Source organism: Mycobacterium sp. P4_H6, from assembly GCF_056400845.1.
Genome location: NZ_JBFUKN010000011.1, coordinates 35135 through 52129, shown reverse-complemented (window position 1 = coordinate 52129; position 16995 = coordinate 35135). Strand labels below are relative to the sequence as shown.

Below are 16995 nucleotides of genomic sequence, written 5' to 3'. Positions count from 1 at the left end.
CCTGATTCATGTCGTCCGTGTCAGCCGACCTGCGCGGCCGCCTGCACGACGGGCGCCGCCGGGCCTGCGACTCCCAGTCGGCCGGCCACGAAGTCCGCGGCCTGGACGGCCATTCCGTTGCTCTTGTAGGAGCTGTGTGCGGACCGGTCCAGTCCACCCGGGTAGCAGATCGGGTCGCCGACGGCGCACAGCTGCAGGGTCTTTGCGGCGTACAGGTCGCCGATGGCGATCGGAGGAGCGCCGCGGTCGGCGACATTGAGGACCCAGTTGTTGGGGGTGCCGAACAGGACGACGGCCGACACGTGGGATGCCACGGAGGCGGGCATCGGACCGGACAGGCCGGCGGGCAACACGAAACCGGCCGGGACGCTGCTGCTGGTGCTGTAGCCGGCGACTGCGGCGCCCTGCGAGTAGCCACCCAGCACGATTTTGGTGTCGGGGCAGTCGGCCGCGATCTGCTGAATCTTGTTGGTGGCGTCGGTAATACCGTCGACGGCGCGTCCGAAGTCCAGCGACGCCGGGTAGTTCACCCCGTACACGCTGACCGACTGGCCCGGCAGGCGCGCATTGAGCGCATCCACAAACGACTGGCCGGTGGYGCCGACGCCGGGTCCTTCGAAGGTGCCGCGGGCGAAGACCACGGCGACGTCCGCACAGGAGTCGTCCGCGGCGTTGGCGGTCGCGGCCGGACCGGCAAACATTCCGGCGACGACGGCGAATACCGCCAGTGCGGCGAACATCGCCGATCGCGCGGCATTGACGCCCCAGGTCTGTGGCGATGTGCTCATGAGGTTCCCCGTTCTGGAATCCGCTGTGCCATCGCTTCGGTGTAGAGGTGGCAGCTACCTGCTACAAGCCGAGATCGCCAGGCTGGATTCCGGTTACGCGGAGTGATCCATCTCACCGCCGGTCGTGGAATGGCCGGACGGGATCCGGAGTTTCAGTCGGACCGCCCGGGCTCAGTCCAGGTCGGCGAGTACTCTGCGGGCGGCCTCAAGCTCGGCCTCGAGCGCAGAAACCTTGGCGGCCTGCTGAACTCGGGCTTCCTCGATGATCGAGTCGATCGGGGTGGCGAGATCCTGGTGCAGTTCCTTGGCGGCGCGCGACACGGCAGCGGCGGCGACGGCGAGGTCGCGGGCCAGGTAGCTGCTGCCCTGCTTGAGTTCGGCGCGCCACTCTCCGTCGGCGGTGCCGGTCACGGTGAGCACCAGTTCGATGGTCTTCGCCTTCTTGCCGGCCGTCTTCCTGGCCGCAGGCTTCGTGGGTGCCTCGTCGACACGGGTCTCCGGAGCCTCGGGGGAGGCGGCCGGCAACGTCTCGGCGACCGGAGTGTCTACAGTCATGGTCATGGCGAACTCCTTCTGAACATGGTCCGCATCAAGGCGGATCGCGGTCGCAGCCATTAGAACACACGTTCGATGAGTGTGATGTCACCCGGGATGTCGGTGCGCGTCGGCGTGTAGCCTTCACGGCAAGCAATTGGCTTGTACCGGTGTGACTTCGGTCATGCCGGTGCGGGCCGCGAAGGGGTGAGACGGCAAACATGGGCTACCCGAGTGTGGGCACCCGGTTCGGGCCGTATGAGCTGCAGTCGGTGATCGGCATCGGCGGGATGGGCGAGGTCTACCGCGCCTACGACACCCGCCGCGAGCGGATGGTGGCGCTCAAGGTGCTGCGGACCGACGTCGCAGCGGACCCGAGCTTTCAGGCCCGCTTCCGGCGGGAGTCGCGCATCGCTGCCCGCTTGCAGGACCCGCATGTCATCCCGGTGCACGACTACGGAGACATCGGCGGCGTGCTCTACATCGACATGCGCCTGGTCGAGGGCCCCAGCCTCAGAGAGCAGGTGCGGGTCAACGGGGTGCTCCCGCCGGCGCGTGCGGTCGCGATCATCGCGCAGGTTGCCGCGGCACTGGACGCCGCGCACGGCGCAGGTCTGGTGCATCGCGATATCAAACCGGAGAACGTGCTGCTCGCAGGCGACGACTTCGCCTACCTGGTCGACTTCGGCATCGCCTACGGCGGCGGGGAGGCGACCGTGACGAAAACCGGGCTGGTCATCGGTTCGTGCGCCTACATGTCTCCCGAACGCCTCAACGGGACGCCCGGTGGCCCGCCCTCGGACGTGTACTCGCTGACCTGTCTGCTCTTCGAATGTCTGACCGGCCGCGCCCCGTTCGAGGCTGACGACATCAGGCAGGTGATGAGCGCGCACATGTTCGCGGCGCCGCCGCGGCCCAGCGCGGAGCGACACGGGATCAGTCCCGCCTTCGACGACGTCGTCGCCAAGGGGATGGCGAAGAACCCCGCCGATCGGTACGGCTCGGCGGGCGCTCTCGCCCGGGCTGCGGCCGCTGCGTTACACGGCGCACCCGCGCCCACCCCGCGCCCGGTGCCGCCGCCGACCAGGCCGCTTCAGTCGGCGCCGCCGAACCCGTACGTTCCGCGCCCGGCGGTGGCGCCCGCCACCAAGGCCCGACTCGGCCGCTCACAGACGGGACTGCTGCTGGGCGCGATCGGCACGCTCGTGGTGGCCGCCGGGCTGGCCGCGGCGATCGTGTTCACCGGCGGCAGCAACGACTCGCCAGCGCAGAGCCGGCTCACGGTGCCGCCGTCGTCCACCGACTCCGCGCCGCCCTCGACCACGACGACCACCGGCGCGACCGCCCTGGCCGGATTGTCGGGCGCCGACGCGCTGGGCTTCGTCGGGCAGGCGGCGCGCTGCGATGCGGGGGATTCGCTGGTGGCCGCGATCAGGACCGCATCGTCGTTGGCGGTGATCTGCGATGAGTCGTCGGGCGGCTACTACTACCACGGCGAGCGACTGCGCGACGGAGCCAACGTGCGGTTGGCGAACGCCGTGCCGTCCGGGGACGGATTCGACGCGGTGAACCCGGCCGACGGCGCCCGCTATGAGGTGCGTCCGGACAAGCTGACCATCCTGAGCAACGGGCACGTCGACTCGGCGGAAAGAGCGCTGGAGTACGGATCGAAGTAGATCCTGTGAGCCCGCTGCGAGGTCGCTGTACCCGTGTGACAGCGGTTAGCCAGAATCCTCACAGTGCGTAGCACTGGTATGCACAGGTCCGGGGTGTGACTCTGTGCGAATCGTCGGCCCTACAGCGCGGTAGCCGCGACAGACCAAGCCTATAACGGTGAACGTCGCTCAGCTCCAGATTATTTCGACACCACCGCCATGACCCGGTTACCGCGGGCAATGACATCTAGGGACATGCCATGTTGAAGAAGCGCTTCCTCGCCATCGGTGCCGCAACTTTGCTGTTGCCGGCCGCCATCGGTTTTGCCGGGCCGGCTCAGGCCGCCAACGGATTCGTCATGCCCAGCATCGACGGGATGAACCTGCAGGAAGCCGAGGACGCGGTGAACGCCGCCTCCAACGGCGTTCCGCTGGAGATGCATTCACACAACCTCAAGGGCATCAAGCAGAAGCAGCTGAGCCTGGCCGACTGGCTGGTGTGCGATCAGGTGCCCGCGGCCGGCGAGAAGATCACCAGCGCGACCGACGTGAACTTCGGCGTGGTGCGCGAGTTCGACGCCGCCCGCAACACCTGGGACGACATGGTCTCCAAGGCCTGCAGCTGACCCGAAGACGCCGCCGAGTGTGGGGGCTGTGCCCGGCTTCCCCCGAAAAACTGTGCACGGCACCCATGCTCGGCGCGCGCGGAGTTCACCACCACCCGGTGGCGCCGGCCAGTTGCCGACCCAGCTCGCCGGCCATCGAGCGCACATACGTGCCCGACAAATGGTGGGCGTCGTGGTAGATCAGCACGTTGCCCTCGACGGCCCGGCAGATGTTGGGCCGACACACCGCGTCACTGAGATCGAGCAGCTGCATCATCGGGTAGTCGGCCGCGTAGTCCAGCGTCGGATTGCGCTCCTGCAGCGCCTCCTCGCGGGCCAGTCCGCAGGTGTCGGCGTCATCGCCGGCGGCCAGACAGTCGACGGGGGAGAAGAAGCGCCCCTCGCGCAGCATCCACGGGGTGTCCCGGATCCCGAGCATCGCAATGCCGTTGTCCGACAACTCTTCCCAGATGCCCAGGTAGTAATCCGGCACGTAGTCACCGGGCCCGTCGAGCACCGGCCGCGTCGTGGTGAAGAACACGAAGTCCGGGCGGTCGGCGATGATCTGCGCCAGCGCGTTGTCCGACCAGGTGCGGCATGACGGATATGGCGTGAACGGTCCCGCGATGATCGGCACCTCCGCGGTGGTCAGCGGGCAGCCCATCTTCAGGTAGGTGGTCACCCGGAAACCGTGTTCGCGGCCCAGCGCGTGTAGCGCGGACAGCCAGTGCTCGGAATGCGAGCCGCCGGCCAGCGCGATCGTCCTGTCGGCGTGTGGGTCGCCGTACACGCAGGTGACCACCTCCTCGCCGCCGAAGTCGGCCAGGCATCTGTCGATGGTGGTCGGCGGGACGTCGTCGGGGGCTTCCAGCCCGGTCGGGCGGACCGGCAGCCGGGCGGTCTTGCGGTTCTCGATGACCGCGCGGGCACCCGGGTAGTCGCGCAGCGACAGTGCGGTCAGCTCGGAGCCGCTGTCCCGGACCCGCTCGACGTGGTCACGCCACCCCACCGAGCCCACCGCCAGCGCGGCCACCAGACACGCGGTGACGCTGCCGGTCAGCAGCGGGTGCCAGGACGGCCACCACCGGGTGTCCACGCAGCGCCATGTCGCAAGCGCCGCGACGACGGCCACGGCCAGGATCGCAGTGGACTCGCCGGCGCCGACGGTGTCGTCGTTGGTGTGCGCCATCCAGAAGATGAGCAGCGGCCAGTGCCACAGGTAGAACGCGAACGCCCACCCGGCGAAGGGCACGGTCCCGGTCCCCGAACCGCCGACGATGACGAGCACCGTGGCCAGCACCGGCACCAGGGCCCACGGCCCCGGGTAGTCGGCCAACCCGTCGGCCAGGAATCCTGAGGCCACGATGGCGATCATTCCGGCGGCCACGGCCATCCGGCTCAGCCACCCCGGCCACTGCACACGCTCGACCGCGAAGGCCGCGAGCACACCCGCCAGCAGTTCCCAGGCCCGGGTGAAGCTGCTGTAGTAGGCGACGGTCTGCTCGCCGGCGTTCTGCACGATCGCCCAGACCAGTGAGGCGATGGCGGCCGCGGCGAAGATCGCGATCAGCGCAGCCCGCCGACGGATCAGCCAGGCCACCAGCAGGACGGCCAGCAGTACCTGGGCGGCCACCGAGAGCGCCCACAGGTGTTGCAGCGGGGTGACGGTCTCGCCGGCCTGCACGTAGTCGCCAGCGGTCGTCGCCAGCAGCCAGTTCTGATAGAAGCCCAGGTTGGCCAGGGTCTGCTCGGCGAACGATTCCCAGCGGGTCTGCGGCTGCACCACCAGCGTCAGCCCGGCACCCACCGTCAGCGTCAGGACCAGCGCTGGGATCACCCGCCGGGCCCACCACCAGATCTCTGCCGGAACAGAGGTACCGCGCAGCGCGCGGATACCGACGAAGTAGCCGGCCAGCACCAGCAGCACGTCGACGCCGCCCGTGACCCGTCCGAGCCAGAAGTGACCAATGACGACGAGGGTGACCGCGACCGTCGCGACCACGTCCAGGTCGCGCCGCGTCTGCCGTGCGACCGGCGCGACGGTGACTGGGGTGTGGTGTGTTGTCTGCAAGTTCGAGGGTCCTGGACTGTCGCCGGCCCGAACCCAGGCACGCGCGTATCGCCGCACCGAGCATAACCGGGCCCGGTGCGGCAGGAACTACGAGCGGGGCTGTCCTAGCACTTACCCGGGCGGTTGACCGCGACCGCCGTGTACGACTTGGCGGCGATCTTGGCGCCGGCCTTGGGTGCCTGCTCGCAGACCTCCCACATGACCGGGGCATTGATCCCACCGGCCGCCGCGGGCGCCTTGTTGATGAGGTCCAGCCACGGCCCTTCCGGGCCCACCGTCTCGGTGTAGAGGCTCTGGGCGTCCTCCAGATTCATGCCCACCAGGTCCGGCATCTGCCACGTCGTCGCGGCCATCGCCGTCGGAGCGGCGACCACGGACATCAGAAGTGTTGCGGCACCGGCCACTACAAGCGTTTTCACCATTGGAACCCCCTGGGTTGTGTCGTGCCACGATAGACGACCTATCTCAGTGGATCGGCGGGTATGGCCGATTTGTTACGGCTGCGCGATGGCCAGCCGATCCCCGCCGTCGCGTTTTGCCGCGTACATCGCGGTGTCCGCCAGATGCAGCAACCGGTCGAAGTCGTCGGCGCCGTGCAGTTGCCCGCAGACCACGCCGACGCTGGCGGTCACCGCCGGCGGTCCCGCCGCGGCGATGGCGGCACGCAGGCGTTCGCCGACGCTGGATGCCTCCTCGGCGGGCAGGTAGTCGATCACCACGAATTCCTCGCCGCCGGTCCGCGCGATGAACGCCTGCCTGCGCAGCGCGTCGCGAAGGCGATGGGCGGTCCGCACCAGGACCTGATCGCCGACGACGTGACCGTGCCGGTCGTTGATCCCCTTGAACTTGTCGAGATCGATGACGAACACGCACATGGGATTCGGCTGGTCGGCCGACGTGGTCAGGCGCGAGACGTAGTCCAGCAGCCCGCGCCGGTTGGCCAGCGAGGTCAGTTCGTCCACGAGCGACTCGACCGAACTGTTGCGGATGAGCCAGAAGCCGAACTGGGCGAAGGGCAGGATGCCGACCGTCACCAGCAGCGACACCAGGGCCTTGCAGATGGCGAGGAAAACGGCGTCCGGTTCGGCGGACAGGCCCAGCCACACCGCGACACCCAGGACGGTCACGGTGGCGATCAGCAGGTGCACCGCGGTGGCGCGCGGTCCGTGGAAGTACACCAGGTAGATGCCGGTGACCGCGAACAACGGCGTGGTCGCCATCGCGGCCATCGGGGAGCCGTGCGCCGCGCAGGCCATCGCGATGCCGATGTCGGTGAGGATGAACAGGGTGATCGACGTGCGCGGCGAAGGCCACGGGAAGAACCACCAGTAGACGGGCCACGCGAAGGCGGCGACCGTGAGAAGGCCCATCACGGCGCGCGACACCGCCGCCGGTTCGGTGAGCTGGGTGAACTGGACGAGCACCAGCGCGATGCCCATCACGACGCCGCCCGAGCCGATGAGCACCCGTAGCGGGACCAGATGTCCGCGGGGGCGCAGGAAGTTCAGCAACCAGTAGTGGTCGACGGGGTCGTTCCACCAATGCGCGAGCGTGCTCGGACGATGGCTCGAGTTGGTCATGTCTGTCTCTCGGGCCGATCGAAGTGGGACGGCCGGCGGGCAGTTCAGCGCCGGTTGAGCACCCAGATATGGGTGGACAGCGCGGTGGCGAATGCGCACCACAGCGGGTACAGCGCCAGCGGTGCCGCCTTCACCCCGCGCACCGCGGCGGCCCGCCGCGTGAGGTCGGCGCTGCTGGCGGTGAGCAGGCCGGAGGTGATGGCCGCAGCACCGAGCTTCCGCCGGTTGAAGAACAGCCAGGACCAGCCGCCGTTGAGGATCAGGTTGATGACCAGTGAGCCGATGTAGGTGCGGCGCACCTCCGGGGGTGAGTCATCCAGGGTCTGCGCCGAGACCACGGCGATATCGGTGTACAGAGATGTCCAGGCGATCGGGAACGCCTGACGCGGGGGCTGATACGGCGGCTTGCGCAAGGTGGCGTACCAGGCCGATTCCACGGCGGGTCGGGTGGCCAGCGTGCCGGCCACCGCCGTGGCGGCGACGGCCAGTGCGGTCGGGGCAAGCGTGCGGATCTGCAAGGAGACGCTCCAGGATCGGTGTGGTTCGGTGCTGGTCAGATATCCACAAACCGCTGTCGGCAAACCTCAGATCATGTCGTTGCGGGTCAGCCAGCGCATCACCGGCCAGCCCACGAACACCGGCAACCAGCAGGTCAGCACCCGGTACAGCAGCACCGACGGCACCGCGACCGCGGCGGGCACACCGAACGCGGCGAGGCCACCGATCAGCGCCGCCTCCACCGCGCCGACACCGCCGGGGGTCGGCGCCGCCGAGGCCAGGGTGCCGCCGATCATGGTGACCACCGTGACCGTGACGAACGACGTATCGCCGCCGAATGCTTCGATGCTCGCCCACAGTGCCAGTGCGGATCCCAGAGTCGTTCCGGCGGCGCCCAATACGATCAGCCCCAGCCGCTTGGGCTCCCGGGACAGCTCCCACAGGTCGGTCTTGACCTCCTGCAGTCTGGGCCGCACGGCCGACGCCAGCCAGCGACGCAGGTTCGGTACCGCCAGGAAAACGCCGACCAGGCCGAGCGCGACGCCGGCCACCAGGTACAGCACGGTGGCGCTCGGCACGAAATGCTGAAGGTTCGCCGAGGTGCCCGCGACGGCGGTGAACAGGATGAGCAGCGCCACGTGCACCATCACCTGCACGCTCTGCTGCAGGGCGACGGCGGCGGTGGCGCGCATGGTGCTCAGCCCGCCCTTCTGCAGCACCCGGGTGCTCAGCGCGAGCCCGCCCACCCCGGCCGGGGTGGTGGTCGCGGCAAAGGTGTTGGCCACCTGCATGATCGCCAGGTGGCGGAAGCGCACCAAGCCGTCCGCGCACGCCCACAGCGCGCCCGCGGCGCCGAGGTAGCGCAGCGCCGAGACCGCCAGGCCGAGCAGCGCCCACCACCAGTTGGCATTGCCCAACTCATCGAAGAACGCCGGCACCGTGCTGATGAACGGATAGGCCACATAGACCAGCGCCACCAACAGCACCAGCTGGACGAGCTGCACCCGGGTGAACCGGGTGATCGTCTCGGTGCTGATCTTGTCGGCGCCGGTCTGGTGCTGCACCTGTTCGCGGGCCGCAGCGATGACGGCCTTGGCATCGGTCACCGAGTCGCGGATGCGGGCGGGCACAGCCGTTTTGGTGAGTCGTCGCGACGCCGTCAACACGGTGTCGCGGCCGAAGGCGTCGATCGCCGCGGACACCGCCGAGGCCGGGTCGTACATCGAAGAGGTGGTCACCAACAGCTGAGCGATATCGGATTGCAGCTGCGCGTCGGTGGCGCCGTATTCGGCGTTGTCGAATCCGCCGAACTGCACCCGCCCGTCGTGCACGGTGATTTCCCCGCAGCACAGGTCGCCGTGCGAGATCTGGCTCTGGTGCAGGGTGTGCAGGGCTTGCCAGACGTCGGCCACCGCGGCGGCATCCGCGCTCAGCGGGGTCCCGCGGGCGGGCTTGCGCGCGTAGAGCGTCCAGCCGCGGTCCAGCGCACTCACCGTCACCGACGAGATGTTGGACAGCCCCAGATCGTCGATGGCGATGGCCATCAGGGCGCGGTGCTCGACGGCGCGGCGCATCGAGGCCTGCAGCGGAGCCGTCTCATCGGTGCGCAACCGGAACTTGCGCCACAGCTGGCTCAGCGCGCCGCCGCTGCGCTGGTTCGGTCCGTACAGCTCGACGACTGCGGTGCTGTCCGGGCCGGTTGCGGCCAGCACCAGCGGGCCGGGTCCGGGTGGGCGGATGACCGCGAGCGCCGAGACCACGAAACCGCGCCGGGTCAGCGCCCGCACCGCCCCGTCGAGCGGGACCTCCAGGGCTGGTGTGCCCACCACCCACACCACCAGCGCGCCGACGAACCAGCCGACGGCCAGGCCCAGCAGTGAGCGGGCCGGGACGACGGCGCTGACGAACAGATGGATCGGCACGAACGCCAGCAGCAGCGCCCACCAGTACCGGCGCAGCCGCCGCGACAGCCAGGGCCCGGACACGGTGAGCACCGCGGCCAGCAGCGCGATCCAGCGGGGGTCGTCCAGGAACTGGGACAGCTGGGTGTCCAGGCGATCGCCCAGGTCGAAATGCCACTGCGGCGCCGCGATACCCCGGCCGCTGATCGACAGCGCCAGCACGGCCAGCACGCCGGCCGCGGCGTAGGCGGCCAGCAGCGTCCAGTGCCTGCCGATGACCAGCTGGACAAGGATGACGAACGGCAGCGCGAGGATGGCCACGCCGTAGGCCAGATAGACCAGGTTGGACTGGGTCGGGGTGAGCACGCCGATGATCTCGGACACCGACCGTTCCAGGGCCACCCAGTCGTTGCGGGTGATCAGTGAACTGGTGATGACGACGCCGAGGAACGCCGCCGACAGCACCACCCGCAGAATCTCGTTGGTGCGACGGGTCAGCGGTTGCAGCAGGCTGCCGGTGACGCTGATGTCACGACCGTCTACACGCACGGAGAACAACGTAACCATGCCGGGACGCTGTACGCGCGAAGCGCGGCGTTCGGTGCTGTGAGATGATCCCGGTATTCGCAGCCGGCGTGAGGGATTCCGCATGGYGCACAGCACCGAACCCAACAATGTGGAGCCTCAATGCGTGCCGATCGAATCGTAGAAGTCCTGCTGGCGGCCATAGCCGCGGTGGTTTCCGCGCTGGCGCTGGCCGCCGCGACGACGTGGCCGACGGCGGCGGTGATCGCCGGCGGACTGGTCGTCGGGGCGTTGGCCGGCGCGGTCGGCAGGGCCATCGCGTCGGGACGCTCGGCGTTGCCGGGCCGGCTGGTCGTCGGTGTCGCGGTCGGGGCGCTCCTCGGGGAACTGGCCGCCATGGTGGTGTTCGGCGGGGCCATCGACGCCGAGTTGACCAGGCAGGCGTCGCCGCGCACCGAGCTGGCGGCAACCGCACTGGAGCAGGCCCGCCAAGCGCGCACCGGACTCGACGACGCGGTCGTCCGGGCCGAGCAGCGCCGCGACGAAGCGCTCGTGGTGGCGCGCTGCGAGGTCAATCCCGCTGCGGACTGCCCGCAGAGCCGGATCACCGGCCGACCCGGCAGCGGGCCCGGCGCGCGCACCGCCGACGACTTCCTGGGCGATGCCGACCGTGCGCTCGACGCGGCGATGGCCGAGCGGGACAGCCGGGCCGCCGCACTGGACTCCGAGGTGGGGGTGCGGGAACAGGCCCTGACCTCGGCCCGCGACGCACAGCTGACCGGAGGTATCGGGGCCCGCTGGCAGGCGATGAACGCCTACACGCTGGACCATCCCGGCCCGCTGGTGCTGCGGTCGCTGATCGCGGCGTTGTTCGCGCTCTTGACGCTGCTGCCGATGTTGTTGACGCGGTGGCGGGGGACCACGACGCAGGACGCCGAGACCGCGGCCGAAACCGCGATCGCGGTGAAGCGCGCCGAGGTGCGGGCGCAGGTCGATCAGCTGTGGGCCGAGCAGGAGTTGAACAGCGCCCGGATGGCGGTGGAGGCGCAGAACGCTATCGACGCCGAGCGGCAACGCCGCCGGGTCGCCGAGGCCCTCGGTCCGGCGGGCGACGAGGAGCCGGCATCGACTGCGCTGCCCGTCGCGTCCAGTAGAGAACCGGAGACGTCCAAGGAACTGGAGCCGCACCGGGGCGGCGGGGTGCCGATCATTCCCGATGTCACCCGGGCCGCGGTCCGGTTCATCCGGCCGTTCGTGCCGCCGATCGTCGCCGGCGCCATAGACAACGCGACCAAGCCGATACGGCAGGTGTTCGAAGAGACCGAGGAATTCCACTTCACGATGCGGCGCACGCACCGGGTCACGGTGGAATCCGAGGGTGGCGAGCAACCCCAGCAGTTGACGACGGAACGCGAATGGGTGGACGTATCCCGACCGCGGATCGAGTCGCGCCGGGGTGTCGTGCTCGACGGATCCGACGATCGCCGGGAGATCGATGCCGGGGACGGCCCACGTGAGTTGCCGCCGGCGTAACTGTCTCGTCATGACATTTTTGCCAGGTGTGATGTAACTTCGATCGACAGATCGAGGCCCCGGGGGCCTTCGCCGAGAGGAAACCGGTGGACGCGACACCTTTCGGCCACTATCAGCTCCAGGAGCTGATCGGCCGGGGCGGGATGGGCGAGGTTTACCGGGCCTACGACACCAAGACCGATCGCGTCGTCGCCCTCAAGGTGCTGCCGCCGCAGCTGGCGCAGGACAGCGTCTTCCAACAACGGTTCCGCCGGGAGTCGCAGGCGGCCGCCGGCGTCAACGATCCGCATGTGGTGCCGATCCACGGTTACGGCGAGATCGACGGCCGGTTGTATCTGGACATGCGGCTCATCGAGGGCCGCACGCTCGGCGCGATGCTCTCCGAGACCGACAAGGCGCTGGATCCGGCGTTCGCCGTGCAGATCATCGAGCAGGTGGCCTCCGCGCTGGACGCGGCCCATCAGTTGGGTCTGATCCACCGCGATGTGAAGCCGTCGAACATCCTGCTGACCAAGCAGCAGAACTTTGCGTATCTGATCGACTTCGGGTTGGCCCGCACCGCCGGCGAGTCCGGGATGACCACGGCAGGCAGCACGCTGGGCACGTTGGCCTATATGGCGCCCGAGCGTTTCGACGGTGGGTTCGCMGATGCCCGGGCCGACACCTATGCGCTGACGTGTGTGCTCTACGAATGCCTGACCGGGGCTCGGCCCTACCCGGCGGACAGCCTCGAGCAGCAGATCGCCGGGCACATGGTGTCCCCGGCGCCCAAGCCGTCGGACGCCAATCCGCGCCTCGGCGCCTTCGACGAGGTCATCGCGAAGGGCATGTCCAAGAAGCCGGAGAAGCGCTATCAGACCGGCGCCGAGCTGGCGGCGGCCGCCAGGCGGGCCCTGGCCGCGCCGGTGCGGGTCACCGGTTCGGGTCGGCACACCGCGGCGCGCTCCGCTGCCGGCGGTGGGCGACGGTTGCCGCAGCGTGCGCTGGTGGTGGCCGGGGTGCTGGTGCTCGTCGGCGCCGGGGCGGTCGGCGCGTGGAAGTGGTGGGACGCACGCCCGACGCAGGACTTCCCAGAAGGCGCGGTACCCGCCATCGCGGCCGCCGTGCCCGCGGATCTACGCGCGGACGGCACGCTGATCATCGGGGTCAACGTGCCCTACGCCCCCAACGAATTCACCAACTCCGAGGGCGAGATCGTGGGCTTCGACGTGGACCTGATGGACGCGGTCGCCCGCACGATGGGGCTGACCACGCAGTACCGCGAGAGCGAATTCGACGACATCATCCCCGCGGTGCAGAACGGCTCGCTGGACGTCGGGATGTCGTCGTTCACCGACACGCTGGATCGCCAGAAGCTGGTCGACTTCGTCACCTACTTCGAGGCGGGCACGCTGTGGGCCCAGCAGCGGGACTCCTCGATCGACCCGGCGGCGGCGTGTGGGCTACGGGTTGGCGTGGCGCACAGCGTACTTCAGGAAACAGTGGAGATTCCGGCCAAGAGCGACGCGTGCGTGGCGGCCGGGCTGGCGCCGATCGAGAAGGTGGTGTTCACCCGGCAGGACGACGTGACCGCCGCGCTGATCGCCGGGGAGATCGATGCCATGTCCGCGGATTCACCGGTCACCGGGTTCGCGATCAAGCTCAGCGGCGGGGCACTGGTGCCCGCGGGTGAGGTGTTCGACTCGGCGCCGTACGGCTGGCCGGTCGCCAAGGGCTCTGCGCTGTCGGGGCCGTTGTCGCGGGCGTTGGAACACCTGATCAAAACGGGCGAGTACAAGACCATCGCGACCATGTGGGGCGTGGAGCGCGGGCTCATCGACGCGCCGCAACTCAACGGGGCCGCGCGGTAATCCCGTGCCGGGCGCCATGCTCACTGCGCGCTGAAAATCGGGGGTGGCAAGTGCCCACCTCGGAGCGACATCTCAGCGACAAATCGTCTTTGTCGCTCGTTGCCGGGATGGCGGTGCGCTCAGAGCGTGATCGGACCCCATATCGCGATCTGTGTGCACGCTCGGGGAGCGGTGGTCAGCGCTTCTTGTTGTTGAAGACGTCGTCGGTCGTGTTGCTGGACGAATCTCCGCGCTTGGCCGCGCGTTTCTCCTTGAGAGACTTGCCGGTTTTCTTCGTCATGCTTTGACGCGGAGACTTGTCGGCCATGGTGGCCCCTTCGATGAGGGGGCCTGAGGTGGTCCCTGTTCCTCGACCATACACCTCGGTGCGACCGATCTGGCGGCGCGAATTTTATTGGGAATTTTCGATTTTCGTGTCTCAGTCCGCGCTGCGCAGCCGCACCATCCGGGTCGTCGAACTCTCGTCGAGCTCAACGACATCCGTGCGGGATCGCAGAAAATCACTGAAAGACCGGAAGCCCAGCGACTTTTCGCTGAACGACGGATCCATCCGCTTCATCTGCGCCTTCAGCGCCGAGTTGTGCAGCCAGTCGACGTCGTCCTTCTCCAGCCCGATCTGCAGTGCACGCGTCAACAGCGCGGTCGCCGCGGTCTGCGGGTCGGGTTCCTCGGGCTCGGACTTCTTGCGCCGGGTGTTCTTCTGCGGTTCGGTGACCGGTTCGGGTTCGAACACCGGCACCCCGGGCAGCGCGTCGTAGACGACGAACTCGTCGCAGGCGGCGGCCAGCGCGCGACTGGAGGAGCCGGCGACCCCGATTCCCACCACGTAGCGGCCCAGCCGTTTGCAGCGCTGCGCCAGGGCGATGTAATCGGAGTCTCCGGCCACGATCACCACATGGGTCAGGTCGGGCAGCCGGAACATGTCCTCGACGGCGTCGACCGCCAGCCGGATGTCGGCGCCGTTCTTGCCGTACGCGGCGGCGGGGAAGAGTTGCACCAGATCGACCGCACGGCCCACCACCTGCTGGCGGTATCCGGCATTGACGTCTGCCGACCAGTCGGCGTACGCCCGGGTGAGAACGAGCGTCCCGAATGACGACGTGAAGTCCAGAATCGCGCCGACGTCGACAGTCGCGCGGTTCAGCTTCTCGGTTTCCAAGCCCTTCGCCTTGTCGCGCTGAAACGAGTTGCGGCCGTTGACCTGGTCGTATCTCGATATCACGATGTTGTCGAAGTCGAGGTAGACCGCGACGCGGGTGGCGGCGGTTTCTGTCATGACTCCAGTCTTGCGCATCCGCGCACCGACTTGGCGCACATCGCGGTCGGGGCATAGGCTTGAGGGCACACCGCAGGTGGTCCGGACCCTCGCCGCCGCACATCGGACCAGGAACTCAGGTGGCAATCAGCGATATCGCGGAATACGCGAACATGAGTAGTGCCGACGTCGAGGCATTCGGGGCAGAACTGGACCGCATCCGCAGCGATGTGGAGGAGAGCCTGGGTGCCAAGGACGCGTCCTACATCCGGCGGACCATTGTGTTCCAGCGCACCCTGGACCTGGCGGCCCGGCTGACCATTGCCGGGACCCGCTCCAAGACCGGCTGGATCATCGGCACGTCCGCGCTGGCGTACGCCAAATCCGTTGAGAACATGGAGATCGGGCACAACGTCAGCCATGGCCAGTGGGATTGGATGAACGATCCGGAGATCCATTCCACCAGCTGGGAGTGGGACATGGTGGGGCCCTCGTCGCAGTGGCAGTACTCGCACAACTACCGCCACCACGTGTTCAGCAACGTGCTCGGGGTCGACGACGATCTCGGGTTCGGTGTGCTGCGGGTGACCCGCGACCAGCCATGGAAGCGGGAGCACCTGTTCCAACCGCTGCGAAACTTCCTGCTGGCGCTCATCTTCGAGTGGGGGATCGCCCGGCACGGCTACCACTCGGATCGTGAACGCGCCGATTCCGAGGAAGCCAAGGATGCGGTGACGCAGAAGATGCTCGCCAAGATCCGCAGGCAGGTGACCAAGGACTACCTGGTGTGGCCGGCCCTCAGCGGCAGGCGGTGGCGGCGCGCGCTGGGCGCCAACCTCAGCGCCAACCTGTTGCGCAACCTGTGGACCTACGTGGTGATCTTCTGCGGGCATTTCCCCGACGGCGTACAGCAGTTCACCCCGGAGTCCATCGAGAACGAGACCAGGGCGGAGTGGTATCTGCGCCAGATGCTGGGCGCGGCGAACTTCAAGGCCGGACCGGTGCTGGCGTTCTCCAGCGGCAACCTCTGCTACCAGATCGAGCACCACCTGTTCCCCGATCTGCCGAGCAACCACTACCCGCAGATCGGCGAGCGGGTACGCGAGCTGTGCGAGAAATACGATCTCGCTTACACCACYGGTTCGCTGCCGCGCCAGTATCTGCAGACGCTGCGGACCATCTTCCGGCTGGCGCTGCCCGACCGCCCCGACGCGGCCCGGGTGTAGATGTCGACGGCGGAGTCCCCCACACGGGACGAGGGCAACTCGGCCGCCGCCGACCTGCAGGCCGGGCTGACCCGGCTGGCCGGCCTGGTGGCCGACAGCCTCGGACTGGCGCAGGTGCTCGCCGAGGTCGCCGCGTCGGCCGTCCGCGCGGTGCCGGGCGCCGATGGTGTCGGGGTCACGCTGATGCACGGGGAACACGGGGACCGGACCGTCGTGGCGTCGGCGGCCAGCGCGCCGTTCGTCACCGCACTCGACGAGATCCAGTACGGGCTGCTGCAGGAGGGGCCGGGGGTCACCGCGGCCGAGGCGGGACGCACCGTGTGGTCGGGTTCGCTGGGCGGCGACCAGTCCTGGCCGCGGTTCGGCCCGCGGGCCGGGCGCCTGGGGGTGCACAGCGCACTGGCGTTGCCGCTGATCGTCTCCGATCGCGTGGTCGGCGCGATCACCGTCTACGCCTACGGCAAGAACAGTTTCGACGAGCACGCCGCGCAGTTCGGGGAACTGTTCGCCAAGCCGGCGGCGGTCGCGGCGCACAACGCGCGCATCCTCGCCGACGCGTTGGCGCTGACGGATCAGTTGCAGACGGCGTTGTTGACCCGACCGGTCATCGATCAGGCGATCGGCATCATCCGGTCGCGCACCGGCCGCAGCGCCGCCGAGTCGTTCGATCAGCTGCGGGCGATGAGCCAGGCCGAGCACCGCAAACTGGCCGCGGTGGCCGAACGCGTCGTCGAGGAGGCGGTGCGCCGGGCGCGTGCCCGGCGTCGTTGATTCCCCGGTCGCTGCGCTCCAGCCCGCCGTCATTGATTCCCCGGTCGCTGCGCTCCTGCCCACCRTCGTCGATTCCCCGGTCGCTGCGCTCCAGCCCGCCGACGTTGACCCCTCGGGTACAGGTCACGGGGTGTAACGTGGGGGAAGTTGGGAACCCAGCCGGTCCGGGATGAGTCAGCCGTCCGCCGTTGCACTCGCCGAGC

Annotated in this window: 15 protein-coding genes; 6 read left to right on the top strand and 9 right to left on the bottom strand. The window is 68.8% G+C overall.

Features of this window, described 5'->3' with window-relative positions:
* Positions 1 to 20 precede the first annotated feature (20 nt).
* Together AC1DTF_RS06840 and AC1DTF_RS06835 are read right to left on the bottom strand one after the other, a co-directional pair.
* The gene (locus AC1DTF_RS06840) at positions 21 to 788 is read right to left on the bottom strand and encodes a cutinase family protein (protein ID WP_477473529.1); all 768 of its coding nucleotides are present in this window, start codon (positions 786 to 788) and stop codon (positions 21 to 23) included.
* A 171-nt stretch (positions 789 to 959) separates the two neighbouring features.
* Positions 960 to 1343 carry a DUF6319 family protein gene (locus AC1DTF_RS06835; protein WP_477473560.1) on the bottom strand — a complete coding sequence of 128 codons (384 nt, stop codon included), beginning with the start codon at positions 1341 to 1343 and terminating at the stop codon, positions 960 to 962.
* 200 nt (positions 1344 to 1543) lie between these two features.
* On the opposite strand from AC1DTF_RS06835, the gene AC1DTF_RS06830 reads away from it, so the two are divergent.
* Positions 1544 to 2998 (top strand): serine/threonine-protein kinase, encoded by a 1455-nt coding sequence (locus AC1DTF_RS06830; protein WP_477473528.1) that lies wholly within the window; start codon positions 1544 to 1546, stop codon positions 2996 to 2998.
* A gap of 239 nt (positions 2999 to 3237) precedes the next feature.
* Positions 3238 to 3603: a hypothetical protein gene (locus AC1DTF_RS06825; RefSeq protein WP_477473527.1), complete on the top strand. Its 366-nt coding sequence runs from the start codon at positions 3238 to 3240 to the stop codon at positions 3601 to 3603.
* 85 nt (positions 3604 to 3688) lie between these two features.
* Here the strand turns inward: AC1DTF_RS06825 and AC1DTF_RS06820 are convergent, their stop codons facing one another.
* From AC1DTF_RS06820 to AC1DTF_RS06800, 5 genes are all read right to left on the bottom strand, one after another.
* Positions 3689 to 5653 (bottom strand): SGNH hydrolase domain-containing protein, encoded by a 1965-nt coding sequence (locus AC1DTF_RS06820; protein WP_477473526.1) that lies wholly within the window; start codon positions 5651 to 5653, stop codon positions 3689 to 3691.
* 104 nt (positions 5654 to 5757) lie between these two features.
* On the bottom strand, positions 5758 to 6033 hold the full coding sequence (locus tag AC1DTF_RS06815; protein WP_082614061.1) for a hypothetical protein: 276 nt from the start codon (positions 6031 to 6033) through the stop codon (positions 5758 to 5760).
* A gap of 114 nt (positions 6034 to 6147) precedes the next feature.
* Positions 6148 to 7233 carry a diguanylate cyclase domain-containing protein gene (locus AC1DTF_RS06810; protein ID WP_477473525.1) on the bottom strand — a complete coding sequence of 362 codons (1086 nt, stop codon included), beginning with the start codon at positions 7231 to 7233 and terminating at the stop codon, positions 6148 to 6150.
* A gap of 44 nt (positions 7234 to 7277) precedes the next feature.
* Complete coding sequence (locus tag AC1DTF_RS06805; RefSeq protein WP_477473559.1) at positions 7278 to 7751, bottom strand: TspO/MBR family protein; 474 nt, start codon at positions 7749 to 7751, stop codon at positions 7278 to 7280.
* A 66-nt stretch (positions 7752 to 7817) separates the two neighbouring features.
* Positions 7818 to 10181 (bottom strand): lysylphosphatidylglycerol synthase transmembrane domain-containing protein, encoded by a 2364-nt coding sequence (locus AC1DTF_RS06800; RefSeq protein WP_057166566.1) that lies wholly within the window; start codon positions 10179 to 10181, stop codon positions 7818 to 7820.
* A 138-nt stretch (positions 10182 to 10319) separates the two neighbouring features.
* Here AC1DTF_RS06800 and AC1DTF_RS06795 point away from each other — a divergent pair, with 138 nt between their 5' ends.
* On the top strand, positions 10320 to 11690 hold the full coding sequence (locus AC1DTF_RS06795) for a DUF4407 domain-containing protein (protein ID WP_477473524.1): 1371 nt from the start codon (positions 10320 to 10322) through the stop codon (positions 11688 to 11690).
* A gap of 86 nt (positions 11691 to 11776) precedes the next feature.
* A complete protein-coding gene (gene stpK7 / locus AC1DTF_RS06790) occupies positions 11777 to 13540 on the top strand; it encodes a serine/threonine protein kinase StpK7 (RefSeq protein ID WP_477473523.1) in 1764 nt (587 codons plus the stop codon).
* A 175-nt stretch (positions 13541 to 13715) separates the two neighbouring features.
* On the opposite strand, the gene AC1DTF_RS06785 is transcribed toward stpK7, so the two are convergent.
* Positions 13716 to 13847, bottom strand: a complete 132-nt coding sequence (locus tag AC1DTF_RS06785) for a hypothetical protein (protein WP_477473522.1) — start codon at positions 13845 to 13847, stop codon at positions 13716 to 13718.
* A gap of 111 nt (positions 13848 to 13958) precedes the next feature.
* Positions 13959 to 14816: an NYN domain-containing protein gene (locus AC1DTF_RS06780; protein ID WP_057166491.1), complete on the bottom strand. Its 858-nt coding sequence runs from the start codon at positions 14814 to 14816 to the stop codon at positions 13959 to 13961.
* Positions 14817 to 14935: 119 nt separating this feature from the next.
* Between AC1DTF_RS06780 and AC1DTF_RS06775 the strand changes: the two genes are divergently transcribed.
* Positions 14936 to 16021, top strand: a complete 1086-nt coding sequence (locus AC1DTF_RS06775) for a fatty acid desaturase family protein (RefSeq protein WP_057166493.1) — start codon at positions 14936 to 14938, stop codon at positions 16019 to 16021.
* Positions 16022 to 16792, top strand: coding sequence for a GAF and ANTAR domain-containing protein (locus tag AC1DTF_RS06770; protein ID WP_477473521.1), 771 nt, complete (start codon positions 16022 to 16024; stop codon positions 16790 to 16792).
* Positions 16793 to 16995: the final 203 nt, after the last annotated feature.

Bases quoted from the DNA above. Each gene is read 5' to 3' on its own strand.
- AC1DTF_RS06835 (WP_477473560.1), bottom strand. From the start codon at position 1,343: ATGACTGTAGACACTCCGGTCGCCGAGACGTTGCCGGCCGCCTCCCCC.
- AC1DTF_RS06780 (WP_057166491.1), bottom strand. From the start codon at position 14,816: ATGACAGAAACCGCCGCCACCCGCGTCGCGGTCTACCTCGACTTCGAC.
- AC1DTF_RS06830 (WP_477473528.1), top strand. From the start codon at position 1,544: ATGGGCTACCCGAGTGTGGGCACCCGGTTCGGGCCGTATGAGCTGCAG.
- AC1DTF_RS06785 (WP_477473522.1), bottom strand. From the start codon at position 13,847: ATGGCCGACAAGTCTCCGCGTCAAAGCATGACGAAGAAAACCGGCAAG.
- AC1DTF_RS06810 (WP_477473525.1), bottom strand. From the start codon at position 7,233: ATGACCAACTCGAGCCATCGTCCGAGCACGCTCGCGCATTGGTGGAAC.
- AC1DTF_RS06770 (WP_477473521.1), top strand. From the start codon at position 16,022: ATGTCGACGGCGGAGTCCCCCACACGGGACGAGGGCAACTCGGCCGCC.
- AC1DTF_RS06795 (WP_477473524.1), top strand. From the start codon at position 10,320: ATGCGTGCCGATCGAATCGTAGAAGTCCTGCTGGCGGCCATAGCCGCG.
- AC1DTF_RS06815 (WP_082614061.1), bottom strand. From the start codon at position 6,033: ATGTCCGTGGTCGCCGCTCCGACGGCGATGGCCGCGACGACGTGGCAG.
- AC1DTF_RS06825 (WP_477473527.1), top strand. From the start codon at position 3,238: ATGTTGAAGAAGCGCTTCCTCGCCATCGGTGCCGCAACTTTGCTGTTG.